This is a genomic window from Cognatilysobacter lacus (assembly GCF_008274655.1).
In the GTDB taxonomy this organism is placed as follows: Bacteria; Pseudomonadota; Gammaproteobacteria; order Xanthomonadales; family Xanthomonadaceae; genus Cognatilysobacter; species Cognatilysobacter lacus.
On record NZ_VTRV01000077.1, the window covers coordinates 1 to 12,992 of the forward strand.

Below are 12,992 nucleotides of genomic sequence, written 5' to 3' on the forward strand. Positions count from 1 at the left end.
TAGCCGCGCGTTGCCACGCCGGGGTTCCACCCGGCGTCGCGCAGGCGCTCCAGCAGCGCGATGGTTAGCGGCGTCTTGCCGGTGCCGCCTGCCGTGATATTGCCCACCACGACCACCGGCACGCCCGCACGAGTCGCCGAAAGCAGGCGCTGCGTGTACAGCGCCATGCGCAAGCGGGTCACGAATTCGTAAAGCGCCGCGACCGCGCGCGCCGAAAGCGGCACGCGTCCGCCGCCGTACCAGTACCCGGGGATGCGCGCCATCAACCGGCCTCGCGGAACTGCATCCGATGCAGGTGCGCATACAGGCCACCATGCGCGAGCAGTTCGGCATGCGTGCCGCGCTCGACGATGCGGCCCTGGTCGAGCACCAGCACCTGGTCCGCGTGCTCGATGGTCGACAAGCGGTGCGCGATGACCAGCGTGGTCCGGTGCGGCATCAGGCGCTCCAGCGCGTCCTGCACGAGCCGTTCGGACTCCGCGTCGAGCGCGGCGGTCGCTTCGTCCAGGATCAGGATCGGCGCGTCCTTGAGCATCGCCCGGGCGATCGCAAGGCGCTGGCGCTGGCCGCCGGAAAGCCGGCCGCCGCGCACGCCGATGGACGTCAGCGCGCCGTCGGGCATGCGGTCGACGAACTCGGACGCGTTCGCGCCGGCGATCGCCGACTGCAGCTCGACGGGCGTCGACTCGCCCAGCTCCCCATACGCCACGTTCGCCGCCACCGAGCCGTCGAACAGCATGACCTGTTGCCCGACGAGCGCGATCTGGCGTCGCAGGTCTGCCAGCCGGTATTCGTCGACCGGATGGCCGTCGAGGAGGATCTCGCCGGACTCGACGTCGTAGAAGCGGGGAATCAACTTGATCAACGTGGACTTGCCACTGCCCGAGCGCCCGACGATCGCCGTAACCGTTCCCGGGCGCGCGACGAAGCTGACGTCGCTCAGCGCCGGGGCGTTCTGCCCCGGGTAACGCGCACCGACGTTACGGAATTCGACGAGACCACCCGAGCGTTCGACGTGGCGCGTACCGGTGTCGCTCTCCTCGGGGGCGTCGAGCACGTCGAACAGCCGGTCGGCCGATGCGACGCCGCGCTGCAGCATGCCCTGCACGTTGGTGAGCTGCTTGAGCGCCGGGATGATCGCGAGCATCGACGTCATCAGCGATACGAAATCGCCCGCGCTGAGCCGCCCGCGCGCGGCCTCGCGACCCGCGAAGAACAACAGCGCCGCCAGCCCGATCGCGCCCATGACCTGTACCAGCGCCGATGAGATGCTGCGGGTCGCCTCGACCTTGAGGCTCAGCTTGTAGTGCAGCTGCGCCTGCTCGGCGTAGCGGCCGAGTTCGGCGGCCTGCGCGCCGTAGACCTTCACTTCCTGGTGGTTCGACAACGACTGGTCCGCGAGCAACAGCAGCTGCGCGCCGCTCTCCTGGATGCGATGGCCGATGCGCCGGTAGCGCTTGCCGACCTTGTCCATCGTCCAGGCGAGCATCGGCGCCAGCAGCAGGATCGCGATGGTCACGCGCCAGCTGATCCACAGCATGACGCCCAGCATCACGATCACCTGCATCGACTGCTGCAGCATCACCTTCGCCGCATCGATGGATGCCTGCGCGACCTGGTCGCTGTCGGAGCCTAACCGCGTGACCATCGACGGCACCGGCTCGGTGTCAAAGCGCAAACCCGGCAATCGAAGGTATTTGCCCAACGTACGGACGCGCAGGTCGCGCGCGATGCCGCGGCCGGCGCGTGCCATGGAAACGTCCGTGACATAGCCGGCAACGCCGCGCGCGAGGAATATGCCGACGATGATCAACGGCAGCCAGACGTTGACGTGCGCACCCTTCGCCACGAACGTCTCGTTGACGATCGGGCTCATCATGTACGTGAAAGCGCCGGCCGCCGCGGCCTCGATCAGCAGCCCGACGAGCGCGGCCAGCAAAACAGCGCGATACGGACGGACGAACTCGATCAGCCGCTTGTATGTCGGCCAGGCAGAGGCGCCGCTGCTCACTTCGACGCCGCCTTGGTCTCGGTCGGGGTGGCGACGGCCAGAAGGATGTGGCGATAGCCCAACTGCCCCAGTGCCTCCTGCGCCGTGATCACCGCCTGGTACGGCGTGCGCGCGTCGGCGCGCAGCATCACCGCGCGCTCGCGGTCGCTGCCTCCGACTTCCGCCAGCGTCGCCTTGAGCGAGGCGAGGTCGCCGCGAATGACTTCACGGTCGCCGACGAAGTAACGCCCCTGCGCGTTCACCAGCACGTCGAGCGGGTTGCGCGCTTTCGCCGCCTCGCCACCCGCCTTCGGCAATTCGAGCTTGAGCGCGGAACGGCCTTCGAACGTCGCCGTCACCACGAAGAAGATCACCAGCGCCAGGATGACGTCGATGAGTGGGATGAGGTTGATCTCCGGCTCGTCGACCGGACGATGCCCGCCGATGCGCATGTCAGGCCGCCTGCGGCGCCGCGCGCGGCGTGCGCTGCTCGACGACATCCATCAGCGCGATCGCCTCGTGCTCCATGTCGATGATGTATTCGGCGATGCGGCCGCGGAACCAGCGGTGCGCGACGAGCGCGGGGATCGCGACGATCATGCCGGTCGCGGTGCACACCAGCGCCTTGCCGATGCCACCTGCGAGCTGGTTCACGTCGCCGATGCCGTAATCGAGGATGCCGAGGAACATCTGGATCATGCCGACCACGGTGCCGAACAGCCCGAGCAGCGGCCCCGCCGCCGCGATGGTGCCGAGCGTATTGAGATAGCGTTCCATCCGATGCACGAGGTGGCGACCGACGTCCTCGACGCGCTCGCGCATCACCTCGCGGGAGCGATTGCGCATGTCGAGCACCGCGGCCAGCAGCGTGCCGAGCGGCGACGTCTGCCGCAACGATTCGATGTGGCCCGGATCGAGATTGCCGCGTGCTGCCCAGACGCGCACCTCGTCGCCCAGCTTCGGCGGCATCACCCTGGTGCGGCGCAGCGTCCAGCCGCGCTCGACGATCAGCGCGAGCGCGAGCGCCGACAGCATCAGCAGGGGAATCATCGGCCAGCCGCCGGCCTTCACGAGTTCGAGCACGTCGCCTCCGGGGCGTTCAGTCGCCTTCGTAGGATAGCCCAGCGTTTGCGCCGGGCCGGCGCGTGGCGTCCCACAATCGCCCATGCCGCGCCCGCCAGGCGAATGCGTGCGGTCCGCCCGCCTCGAGGCGCAGCGTCACGGCGCCGGTGTCCGCCGTGTTCCACAGGCGCGCGCCGGACGCGGCCCAGCGCGCCACCACGTCATCATTCGGATGGTGGAAGCGGTTGGCGTGGCCGGTGGAGAACACCGCTTCGCGGGCGCCGGTCGCGCGCACGAAGGCCTCGTCCGACGAATGCCGGCTGCCGTGATGCGCGACGAACACGATGTCGGCGCGGACGCTCGCCGGATCGTCCGCGACCAGGCGGGATTCGACCATGTGGCTGATGTCGCCGGTCAGCAGCACCGTCCCGTGCGCGGACTCGATCCGCAGCACGCAACTCGAGTCGTTCGCCACGTACGGCAGATCGGGCGGCGGATTAAGGAACGCGAAGCGCACGCCGTCCCAGCGCCAGGACTGTCCCGCTACGCACGGGCGCGATCCCGGCACGCCCGAGCCCGGCGGCGCCTGCAGGTCGGCCGAGGGGACTTCGCGCCGCACGGTGGGCAGCCCCCCGACGTGGTCCATGTCGGCATGGCTGACCACCATGCGATCCAGGCGGGCGATGCCGCGCGCGTGCAGTACGGGCACCACCGACCGCTCGCCTGCATCGAAGCCGTCGGGCACGGCCGGCCCCATGTCGTAGAGAAGCGCGTGGTCATGCGTGCGGATCAGGACGGAGAGGCCTTGCCCGACATCGATCCCCGTGGCTTCGACGTCGCCGGGGGCGGGCGCGTGCAGATCGGGCCACAACAACGGAAGCCAGAGCACGAGCGCGAGTGCCTTGCCCGGCGTGCCGCGCGGCATCAGGCACCAGCCTGCCCCGATGAGCGCCAGCGCGACCGCAAAAGGAGACGCTTCGGGTAGCCGCCATAGCGAAAGCGGGGTCGAGCCCAGGCGTTCGAACAGCGGCCAGGCGATGTCGAAGCACCACGCGGCGGCGCGCCACGCAGCGCGGGCCGCGGGCGGATGCACGGCGTCCAGCGCTACCCCCGCAACGGACAACGGCGCCACGACGAGGCTCCACCAGGGCACGGCGACCAGGTTGGCGACCGGGCCGGCGGCCGATGCCTGCCCGAAGAGGACGACCGTGAGCGGCAGCAACCCGACGGTGGCGACGCCCTGCGCCTTCAGCAGGTCGCGCACCGCCGACGAGCCCGAGCGCGGCATGCACCAGAGCAGCCAGGCGACGCCGGCGTAGCTCAACCAGAAGCCCGCCGACAGCACGGACAACGGGTCGACCAGAAGCATCGCGACCGCCGCCACCGCAAGCGCTTGCGCCATGCCGATCGCCCGGCGCGAGAGTTGGGCAAATGCGACGACCGCGATCATCAGCACCGTGCGCACCGTGGGCAACGAGAAGCCCGATGCCGCGGCGTACCCGGTCGCAGCGACAAGCCCGACCAGAGCGCTCGCGATGCGCGCAGGCACGCGGCGTCCGAGCCCGGGTACGAGCCACCACAGCAGCCGCACGAGGAGTGCGAACGCGCCGGCCACCATGCCCACGTGGAACCCGCTGATCGCGATCAGGTGGGTCAGCCCGCCCGCGCGCAACACCGTCCAGTCGGCGTCGGACAGGCCGCGCGTGTCGCCCAGCGCGAGGGCCCGGATGAAGCGCTCGCCGGGCGCGCGGATCGCCGCGGTGATCCGCGCTGTCTCCGCGTCGCGCCAGCCCTGCAGGCCTTGCGCCGCCCCGATGCGATCACCACCGAGGACATACCCGGTGGCGGCTACGCGATCGGCGAACGCATGCATTTCGCCGTCCGATCCGCCGGGGTTCCGCAGCCCCCGTGGCGCACGCAGCCGCACCGCAAGACGCCACCGCTCGCCGGCGTGCAGCGCAGGTGCTGTCCGGCCGTGGTCCGAGTACCACGCGAGCCTGACCTGGTGTCCGGCGACGAGCTCGCCAGCGTCCACGTCGAACACGAATGCGGTGCGACGCGGTTCGGTTCCAGGCAGGTCCGCGATGCGGCCCACAAGCACGGCTTCCTGCTGGGCGGGCGTTGCGGGAAGCTGGATGTCGAGCGCGTACGCGGCGTGCAGGCCGGCGAGACCGGCGCCCAGCAGGACCGCGCCGATCCAGCGCCGCTCCGCGAACCGGGCCGTGAGCACGAGCCCGGCGATGGCCAACACGCACGACAGGGGGACTTCCGGCGCGATCGGAAGCGCGAGGCAGCCACAGACGCCCGCCAGAAGCGCCAGTGCGATTGTTGGTGTGATGAGCGGCGTCCCTGCCGCGCGCATGCCGGACTAGACCTCGTCCGGCGGCAGTTCGCGCAATCGCCCCTCGTGCAGTTCAAGCACACGGTCGAGCTTGCGCGCCAGGCGCCGGTCGTGGGTCACGAGCACCAGGCTCGTGTGCTGGTCGCGGTTGAGCGCCAGCATCAGGTCGAAGACGGTCGCGGCCGTCTTTTCGTCGAGGTTGCCCGTGGGCTCGTCCCCGAGAACGCAACCGGGTCGGTTGACAAGGGCGCGCGCCACGGCCGCGCGCTGGCGTTCACCGCCGGACAGCTCGCCCGGCTTGTGCGCGAGCCGATGGCCCAGTCCGACAGATTCCAGCAGTGCTTTCGCACGCCGTTCGGCCTCCGGAACCGACACGCCGCCGAGCACGACGGGGAGCAATACGTTTTCCAGCGCCGTGAACTCGGGTAACAGGTGATGGAACTGGTATACGAAGCCGAGCGCGCGATTGCGCAGCCGGCCACGCTCGGCGTCCGACAGGGCGCTCATCCGCTGACCGCCGACGTAGACTTCGCCTGACGTGGGCGTGTCGAGCCCGCCGAGCAGGTGCAGCAACGTGCTCTTGCCCGCGCCCGACGCGCCGAGGATCGCGACCGTCTCGCCCTTGCGCACGATCAGGTCGAGTCCGTCGAACACCGGCGTGCGCATCGAACCTTCGGCGTACGTCTTGCCCAGGCCTGTGGCCTGGATCACTGCGTCCTCCCGGATGTCACTCATAGCGCAGCGCCTCCGCCGGCGGCGTGCGCGACGCCCGCCAGGCCGGATAGATGGTGGCCAGCAGCGCCATCACGAGCGCGACCGTTGCGATGATCACGATGTCGCTCGGCTGCATGTCGGTGGGAAGGCCGGTGATGTAGTACACGTCTTCGGGCAGCAGCTGCACGCCCAGCAGAGACTCGATTCCGTGCAGGATGTGTTCGAGGTTGAGCGTCAGCACGATGCCCGTAATCACGCCGAGCGCCGTGCCGATCACGCCGATCAGAGTCCCCTGCACGATGAATACCTGCATCACGCCACGCGGCGTAAGCCCGAGCGTGCGCATGATCGCGATGTCGGCCTGCTTGTCGGTTACCAGCATCACCTGCGACGACACCAGGTTGAACGCGCCCATCGCGATGATCAGCGAAAGCAGGATCGCCATGATCGTCTTTTCCATCTTGAGCGCGCGGAACATGTTTGCGTTCTCGTCCGCCCACGAACTCACGCGATACGGTCCGCCAAGGGACAGCGCGAGGTCCCGCGCGACTTCCCATGCCTGGTCCATGTCGTGCATGCGCAGGCGCACGCCGGTAACGCCCTCGCCCATCCGCTGCACGCGCTGCAGGTCCTGCATGTGCACGAACGCCATGCCGCGGTCGTATTCGTTGTAACCGGCCTCGAAGATGCCGCTCACATGGAAACGCTTCATCTGCGGCACGGCCCCGAGCGGCGTGCTCAGCGCTTCGGACGTGATCATGACCACGTCGTCGCCGACACCCACGCCCATCCACGTCGCCAGTTCCCGTCCAAGAACGATGTTGAACGTGCCCGGCTGCAGGTCGTCGAGCTTGCCCTGCACCATCTTCGATGCGATGACCGAAACCTTGCGCTCCTCGACGGGCAGGATGCCGCGCACGATCGCGGGCTGCTTTCGCGGCCCGGACAGCAACGTCTGCGCTTCGACGTACGGAGCTGCGCCAGCGACGCGTTTGTCGGCCATCGCCTTCGTCACGGCCCGATGCCAGTCGGCGATCGGCTCGCCGTAGCCGCTGACCGTTGCATGCGCGACCATCTGCAGCATGCGGTCGCGGATTTCGCGCTGGAACCCGCTCATCACCGCGAGCGTTGTGATCAGGGCCGCGACGCCAAGCGCGATGCCGAGGATCGACGCGAGCGATATGAAGGAGATGAAGCCGTTGCGGCGCTTGGCGCGCAGGTATCGCAGACCGATGGCGACGGGAATGGGTGTGAACATGCGATGCCTGCCCGGTGGACCGGCTATGGTGCCACTGCCGCCGTGGAGGCGTTGGCGCGATGCGCAATCGCCCACAGCCGCAGTTCACGGCGCTGGCTGGCACCGACGACGTCGGGCCATGCCGCGATTCGGGTTCGACGGTGAGAGCCGGCCCACCCCAGGCGTGTGATCGGGCCCTGGAAATCGATGCTTGCGTCCACGACGGTCATACCGTCGACCTCGACGTGCCCGTCCGCGCATAGGAACACCCGTAACGTTCCGCGCGACAGTTCGCGGCGCGCCAACCACAACCCCCAGGCGACGACCACCGGGGCGAGCGCGACCGCGGCGCCCAACGTCAGGTGGGTCAGGAACAGGCCGCCCGCGCCCAGCACGCCGATGGCCGCCAGCAGGGAGGCGAGCCAGCGCGACGGCCCAAGTTCAATGAGGCACGGCGGCGATGCGTTCAACAAGCCGTTGGGTGTCGGCATCGGGCAGCGGCTCGTATCCAAGGAAGGCGCGCCAGAGCTTATCGTCCTCGGCGGCGAGCAACCGTCGGAAAACATCCTTGTCCGCGTCGGATGACTCCTGCCAGCAGCGCTCGAGCCAACGTTCGAGCAACTGGTCCAGCTCGCGCATGCCGCGTCTACAACGCCAGCGCAGCGCCTTGACTTCGCCGTCGCCGATCACGCGCGCAGGAGCCCGACGACGAGGTACGCCCACAGGATCCAGAGCACCATGCCGCCCGCGGCATACGCCCAGAAGCGGTGAATGACACGGTTGTAGGAGCAGTGAACCAGGCTGTGCACCGCGCGCAGCGCGACGAACGCCCACGCCAGGCCGAGAGTTGCGCGATCCACGAGCGATAGGGACGCGGCCATCGCGAGCGCCGCATAGAACAGCACGGGCAACTCGAACAGGTTGCGGAAATTGTCGGCAGCGCGACTGTCCGTGAGCAGCGTGGCAGCCTGCGCCGAGTTCGCGACCCGCTGCGGGTGGATCCGTTCGCGCTTCATTTGCCCGATGCGCGCGGTGAACATGCGGCACCAGACCAGCAACGTGATCGCCGCCATCGCGACGGCGGGCCACCAGATCAGGTGAGCGGCCATGTCCGCAGCCGCGCTCAGACTCGACGCGCGAGCATCAGTTTCTTGATCTCGCCGATCGCGCGCGCCGGGTTCAGGCCCTTCGGGCATGTGCGGGCGCAATTCATGATCGTGTGGCAGCGATACAGCTTGAACGGATCCTCGAGGTCGTCCAGGCGCGCGCCGGTGTCCTCGTCGCGCGAGTCGACAATCCAGCGGTAGGCCTGCAGCAGCACCGCGGGGCCGAGGTAGCGGTCACCGTTCCACCAGTAGCTCGGGCAGCTCGTGGAGCAGCAGGCGCACAGGATGCACTCGTACAGGCCGTCGAGCTTGCGACGGTCTTCCGGCGACTGCAGACGCTCGCGGTCGGACGGCGTCGGGCTCTGCGTGCGCAGCCATGGCTTGATCGACGCGTACTGCGCGTAGAAATGGGTGAGGTCGGGAACGAGATCCTTCACCACCGGCATGTGCGGTAGCGGATAGATCGGCACCTCGCCGGCGCGGCAGTCCTCGATCGCCTTGGTGCACGCGAGCGTATTGGTGCCGTCGATGTTCATGGCGCACGAACCGCAGATGCCTTCGCGACAGGAGCGACGGAACGTCAGCGTCGGATCGATCTCGTTCTTGATCTTGATGAGCGCGTCGAGAACCATCGGGCCGCAGCTCGCCAGGTCGACTTCGTACGTGTCGACCCGCGGGTTGGCGTCGTCGTCCGGATTCCAGCGATAGACCTTGAAGACGCGCGGCTGCTTCGCGCCGGCGGCGGCGAAGTGCTTGCCCTTCTGGATCTTCGAGTTCTTGGGGAGGCTGAATTCGGCCATGGCGGCTTTCCGTGATTCGTGAGTGTGACCGGTGATGCGCACGCTGAAGTCGCGTCGACGACCCGCGCGGCGCTCTTCGCATCACGACATCAGTAGACGCGCTTCTTCGGCGGCACCGGGGCGACGTCGTTGGTCAGCGTGTACGCGTGCACCGGCCGGTAGTCGATGCGGGTATTGCCCGCTTCGTCGATCCAGCACAGTGTGTGCTTCATCCAGTTGTGGTCGTCGCGATCCGGGAAATCCTCGCGCGCATGGGCGCCGCGGGATTCCGTGCGGTTTTCCGCCGAAACGATCGTCACCAGCGCCTGGTCAAGCAGGTTCGCGAGCTCGAACGTCTCGACGAGGTCCGAGTTCCAGACGAGCGAGCGATCGCTGACGCGGACGTCGGCGAAGGACGCGTGGATCTCGCGCATCTTCCGAGCGCCGTCGGCGAGCGTTTCACCGGTGCGGAACACGGCCGCATCGGCCTGCATCGTTCGCTGCATCCTGTCGCGGATGACCGAGGTCGGCGTGCTGCCATTGGCATGACGCAGCGCGTCGAGGCGACCGAGCGCCTTGTCGCACGCATCGCCGGGCAGCGGCACGTGCGGCATGTCGCTGCGGATCGTTTCCGCGCAGCGGTTTGCCACCGCGCGCCCGAACACCACGAGGTCGAGCAGCGAGTTCGATCCCAACCGGTTCGCGCCGTGCACCGAAACGCAGGCCGCCTCGCCGATGGCGTAAAGCCCGGGCACGACCGCATCCGGGTCGCCATCGCGCAGCTGGACCACTTCGCCGTGGAAGTTGGTCGGGATGCCGCCCATGTTGTAGTGGACGGTCGGGATCACCGGAATCGGCTGCTTCTCGACGTCGACCCCGGCGAAGATGCGCGCCGATTCCGCGATACCCGGCAGCTTCTCGTGGATGACTTCGGGGCCGAGATGGGTGAGGTCGAGAAGGATGTGGTCGTGGTGTTCGCCGACGCCGCGGCCTTCGCGGATTTCCATCGTCATCGCGCGGCTGACCATGTCGCGCGGCGCGAGGTCCTTGACGCTCGGCGCGTAGCGCTCCATGAAGCGCTCGCCGTTGCTGTTGCGCAGGATGCCGCCCTCGCCTCGCACGCCTTCCGTGATCAGGCAGCCGGCGCCGTAGATGCCGGTGGGGTGGAACTGCACGAATTCCATGTCCTGCATGCCGAGGCCGGCGCGCAGCACCATGCCGCCACCGTCGCCGGTGCAGGTGTGAGCGGAGGTCGCGGAGAAATACGCGCGGCCGTACCCGCCCGTCGCCAGCACGGTCCCGTGTGCGCGGAAGAGGTGCAGCGTGCCCGACGCCAGGTCGAGCGCGAGGACGCCTCGGCAGGTACCGTCGGCGTCCATGATCAGGTCGAGCGCGAAGTACTCGATGAAGAACTGCGCGTCGTGCGCGAGCGACTGCTGGTAGAGCGTGTGCAGGATCGCGTGGCCTGTGCGGTCGGCGGCGGCGCACGTACGCTGTGCCGGCGGACCCTCGCCATAGCGCGTCGTCATGCCACCGAACGGACGCTGGTAGATGCGGCCGTCTTCGGTGCGCGAGAACGGCACGCCGTAGTGCTCGAGCTCGACGATCGCCGGGATCGCCTCGCGACACATGTATTCGATCGCGTCCTGGTCGCCCAGCCAGTCCGAACCCTTCACCGTGTCGAAGAAGTGGTAGCGCCAGTCGTCCTCGCCCATGTTCGCGAGCGCGGCGGCCACGCCGCCCTGCGCCGCGACCGTGTGCGAGCGCGTCGGGAACACCTTGGTGATGCAGGCGGTCTTCAGACCCTTCTGGGCGAGGCCGAACGTGGCGCGCAGGCCAGCGCCACCGGCGCCGACGACGACCATGTCGAAATTGTGTTCCTGGATGGGATAGGCAGCGGGCATCGAGGGAATCCGGATCAGGCGCCGAGCATGACGCGCACGACGGCGAGGACGCTCGCTAGGCCCGCGATCCAGCAGGCGAACACGAGGAACAGTTGCAGCACGGTGTAACGCAGTGCGGTGTGCACGTAATCCTCGACGATCACCTGCAGGCCGAGTCGCGCATGCCAGAAGTTCGCGATCAGGAAGGCGATCAGCAGCGTTGCATTGACCGGATTGCCGACGCGTGCCCGCACGGTGGCGAAGTCCGCGCCGACGAGCGAGATGACCAGCCCGACCGCATACAGACCCAGCAGCACCAGCGCGATCGCGGTGACGCGCTGCACGAGGAAGTGATGCGTGCCGTCTTTCGCGGACCCGAGGCCGCGCGCGACTTTCAGCGGGTGGCGCAGCGTCGGCGGACGCCCGCCTGCATGGGTGCTCATGCGCCACCCCACTTCTGCATCGCCAGCAGCCAGATGATCGCTGTCACCACCAGGCTTCCGATGATCGAGATCCAGGCGCTCTTGATGAAGGCCGGGACCGCGACGGCCACGCCGACGTCCTGCAAGAGATGCCTGATCCCGTTGAGCAGGTGGAAAGCGAGGGCCCACGACCAGCCGAACATCAGCAGGAAGCCCAGCGGCGACCGCGCGGCGTGCGCGAACTGGTCCCAGCGGTCCGCACCGGCGGCAAGCGCGACCAGGCCCCACGCGATCAGCAGGCTGCCCAGCGAGAGAACGATTCCGGTGGCGCGATGCAGGATCGAGCAGACCATCTGCACCTGCCAGCGGTAGACCTGCAGGTGCGGTGACAACGGACGTTCGCGGTACGCCATGCGTAGGATCCCATTCGAAGCGGCGGCGCCGCGGAGTGCTTGCTGCGACGCTAGAAATCGATGCAGCGGCCGTCCTTTTCCCAATCTCCGTAGCGCGTCGGCTCCGGCCCCGGGCGGCCGCCGAACTCCGGGGGCCTCGGCGACGGTTCGACAGCCGCAGGCACCGACGATGAATCGTCGGCCAATTGCCCAGGTGGCTGCGGAGTGGTCTGGCCTATCATTCCAGCGGCAAAGCTTAAGTCCGGACCCAATGTCTTACAACCCGCAGTATGGAACACAGGATGCGTTCGACCTGCCAGAAATACGCGTTCTGGCGCTCACCGGGCGTGACGCGATCGCTTTCGCGCAGTCCCAATTCATGAACGACGTCGCGGAGCTGGTCGACGGCGACTGGCAATGGAGCGGATGGCTCGACCCGAAAGGCCGGGTCCATGCTCTGTTCGCGCTGCTCAGGCGCGACGCGGAGTGCGTGTGGCTCGTCGGCACCGCCGACGCGGACGCGCTTGGCGCCGCGCTTGGCCGCTTCGTCTTCCGCAGCAAGGTGAAATTCGAGCCGGCTGCCATGGTCGCCAGGGGACGACTGGCAAACCCGCACGCGGCGATAGGCGCGCACGCCGCCAGCGGGCCGGACGGCGTGGAACTGGACCTGTCCGGCGATGCTGGTGCGCGCACGCTGCTGCTTGAGGCCGGGCACCCGGTCGGTTCGGCGAACCCGGGCAAGGCGTCGGAATGGTGGGCGCTGGACATCGCCCACGGTTGGCCCGCCCTACCCGGCGTGCAGCTCGGCGCGTGGACGCCACAGCAGTTGTCACTGCAGCGGCTGTCGGCCTTCAGCGTCAAGAAAGGCTGCTATCCCGGCCAGGAAATCGTCGCGCGAACGCACTTCCTCGGGCGAGCCAAGCGCGGCATGGCGCTTCTCAGCGTCGACGCGCCGCCCGGCGCGATGCTCACGGACGCCGCGGGACGCGACACGGCGCAGGTGGTGACGTCTGCCGGCGGCGCTTCGCTCGCCGTGGTGCCACTGGAGCCGTCGGACCTGCAGTTG

Annotated in this window: 16 protein-coding genes; 1 reads left to right on the forward strand and 15 read right to left on the reverse strand. The window is 68.4% G+C overall.

What is annotated here, in order from left to right:
• From FW784_RS08300 to FW784_RS14920, 15 genes are all read right to left on the reverse strand, one after another.
• Window positions 1-263: tetraacyldisaccharide 4'-kinase (locus FW784_RS08300; RefSeq protein WP_187770733.1), on the reverse strand; the 263-nt coding region annotated here is incomplete at its 3' end.
• Window positions 263-2,011, reverse strand: coding sequence for a lipid A export permease/ATP-binding protein MsbA (gene msbA / locus FW784_RS08305; RefSeq protein ID WP_149352881.1), 1,749 nt, complete (start codon window positions 2,009-2,011; stop codon window positions 263-265). The genes msbA and FW784_RS08300, both read right to left, overlap by 1 nt.
• Entirely contained in the window at window positions 2,008-2,442 is a 435-nt protein-coding gene (locus FW784_RS08310) for an ExbD/TolR family protein (RefSeq protein ID WP_149352882.1), read from the reverse strand. The genes msbA and FW784_RS08310 overlap by 4 nt, the downstream gene beginning before the upstream one ends.
• Window position 2,443: 1 nt before the next feature.
• Window positions 2,444-3,073, reverse strand: coding sequence for a MotA/TolQ/ExbB proton channel family protein (locus tag FW784_RS08315; protein WP_149352883.1), 630 nt, complete (start codon window positions 3,071-3,073; stop codon window positions 2,444-2,446).
• Window positions 3,074-3,089: 16 nt separating this feature from the next.
• Window positions 3,090-5,414 (reverse strand): DNA internalization-related competence protein ComEC/Rec2, encoded by a 2,325-nt coding sequence (locus tag FW784_RS08320; protein WP_149352884.1) that lies wholly within the window; start codon window positions 5,412-5,414, stop codon window positions 3,090-3,092.
• A gap of 6 nt (window positions 5,415-5,420) precedes the next feature.
• A complete protein-coding gene (gene lolD / locus FW784_RS08325; RefSeq protein ID WP_149352885.1) occupies window positions 5,421-6,128 on the reverse strand; it encodes a lipoprotein-releasing ABC transporter ATP-binding protein LolD in 708 nt (235 codons plus the stop codon).
• Window positions 6,121-7,365: a lipoprotein-releasing ABC transporter permease subunit gene (locus FW784_RS08330; protein WP_149352886.1), complete on the reverse strand. Its 1,245-nt coding sequence runs from the start codon at window positions 7,363-7,365 to the stop codon at window positions 6,121-6,123. The genes lolD and FW784_RS08330 overlap by 8 nt, the downstream gene beginning before the upstream one ends.
• A 23-nt stretch (window positions 7,366-7,388) precedes the next feature.
• Window positions 7,389-7,835, reverse strand: coding sequence for a hypothetical protein (locus FW784_RS08335; RefSeq protein ID WP_187770736.1), 447 nt, complete (start codon window positions 7,833-7,835; stop codon window positions 7,389-7,391).
• Window positions 7,786-7,983, reverse strand: a complete 198-nt coding sequence (locus tag FW784_RS08340) for an FAD assembly factor SdhE (protein WP_149352895.1) — start codon at window positions 7,981-7,983, stop codon at window positions 7,786-7,788. The genes FW784_RS08335 and FW784_RS08340 overlap by 50 nt, the downstream gene beginning before the upstream one ends.
• Window positions 7,984-8,030: 47 nt before the next feature.
• Window positions 8,031-8,453, reverse strand: a complete 423-nt coding sequence (locus FW784_RS08345; protein WP_187770734.1) for an MAPEG family protein — start codon at window positions 8,451-8,453, stop codon at window positions 8,031-8,033.
• A 14-nt stretch (window positions 8,454-8,467) separates the two neighbouring features.
• The gene (locus tag FW784_RS08350) at window positions 8,468-9,250 is read right to left on the reverse strand and encodes a succinate dehydrogenase iron-sulfur subunit (RefSeq protein WP_149352889.1); all 783 of its coding nucleotides are present in this window, start codon (window positions 9,248-9,250) and stop codon (window positions 8,468-8,470) included.
• Between the two features lie 89 nt (window positions 9,251-9,339).
• The gene (sdhA, locus tag FW784_RS08355) at window positions 9,340-11,133 is read right to left on the reverse strand and encodes a succinate dehydrogenase flavoprotein subunit (protein ID WP_149352890.1); all 1,794 of its coding nucleotides are present in this window, start codon (window positions 11,131-11,133) and stop codon (window positions 9,340-9,342) included.
• Window positions 11,134-11,147: 14 nt separating this feature from the next.
• On the reverse strand, window positions 11,148-11,555 hold the full coding sequence (gene sdhD / locus FW784_RS08360) for a succinate dehydrogenase, hydrophobic membrane anchor protein (protein WP_149352891.1): 408 nt from the start codon (window positions 11,553-11,555) through the stop codon (window positions 11,148-11,150).
• Window positions 11,552-11,947: a succinate dehydrogenase, cytochrome b556 subunit gene (gene sdhC, locus FW784_RS08365; RefSeq protein WP_149352892.1), complete on the reverse strand. Its 396-nt coding sequence runs from the start codon at window positions 11,945-11,947 to the stop codon at window positions 11,552-11,554. Before sdhC ends, sdhD begins: the two co-directional genes overlap by 4 nt.
• A gap of 50 nt (window positions 11,948-11,997) precedes the next feature.
• Window positions 11,998-12,168 carry a DUF1674 domain-containing protein gene (locus tag FW784_RS14920; protein WP_149352893.1) on the reverse strand — a complete coding sequence of 57 codons (171 nt, stop codon included), beginning with the start codon at window positions 12,166-12,168 and terminating at the stop codon, window positions 11,998-12,000.
• On the opposite strand from FW784_RS14920, the gene ygfZ reads away from it, so the two are divergent.
• A partial coding sequence (gene ygfZ / locus FW784_RS08375) for a CAF17-like 4Fe-4S cluster assembly/insertion protein YgfZ (RefSeq protein ID WP_235893622.1) occupies window positions 12,117-12,992 on the forward strand: 876 nt, incomplete at its 3' end. The two genes, FW784_RS14920 and ygfZ, sit on opposite strands and share 52 nt — an antisense overlap.

Coding starts and splice junctions, on each gene's coding strand:
- sdhD (WP_149352891.1), bottom strand. CDS start 11,555: ATGAGCACCCATGCAGGCGGGCGTCCGCCGACGCTGCGCCACCCGCTG.
- FW784_RS08335 (WP_187770736.1), bottom strand. CDS start 7,835: ATGCCGACACCCAACGGCTTGTTGAACGCATCGCCGCCGTGCCTCATT.
- FW784_RS08350 (WP_149352889.1), bottom strand. CDS start 9,250: ATGGCCGAATTCAGCCTCCCCAAGAACTCGAAGATCCAGAAGGGCAAG.
- FW784_RS14920 (WP_149352893.1), bottom strand. CDS start 12,168: ATGATAGGCCAGACCACTCCGCAGCCACCTGGGCAATTGGCCGACGAT.
- FW784_RS08310 (WP_149352882.1), bottom strand. CDS start 2,442: ATGCGCATCGGCGGGCATCGTCCGGTCGACGAGCCGGAGATCAACCTC.
- sdhA (WP_149352890.1), bottom strand. CDS start 11,133: ATGCCCGCTGCCTATCCCATCCAGGAACACAATTTCGACATGGTCGTC.
- FW784_RS08330 (WP_149352886.1), bottom strand. CDS start 7,365: ATGTTCACACCCATTCCCGTCGCCATCGGTCTGCGATACCTGCGCGCC.
- FW784_RS08345 (WP_187770734.1), bottom strand. CDS start 8,453: ATGGCCGCTCACCTGATCTGGTGGCCCGCCGTCGCGATGGCGGCGATC.
- lolD (WP_149352885.1), bottom strand. CDS start 6,128: ATGAGTGACATCCGGGAGGACGCAGTGATCCAGGCCACAGGCCTGGGC.
- sdhC (WP_149352892.1), bottom strand. CDS start 11,947: ATGGCGTACCGCGAACGTCCGTTGTCACCGCACCTGCAGGTCTACCGC.
- FW784_RS08340 (WP_149352895.1), bottom strand. CDS start 7,983: ATGCGCGAGCTGGACCAGTTGCTCGAACGTTGGCTCGAGCGCTGCTGG.
- FW784_RS08320 (WP_149352884.1), bottom strand. CDS start 5,414: ATGCGCGCGGCAGGGACGCCGCTCATCACACCAACAATCGCACTGGCG.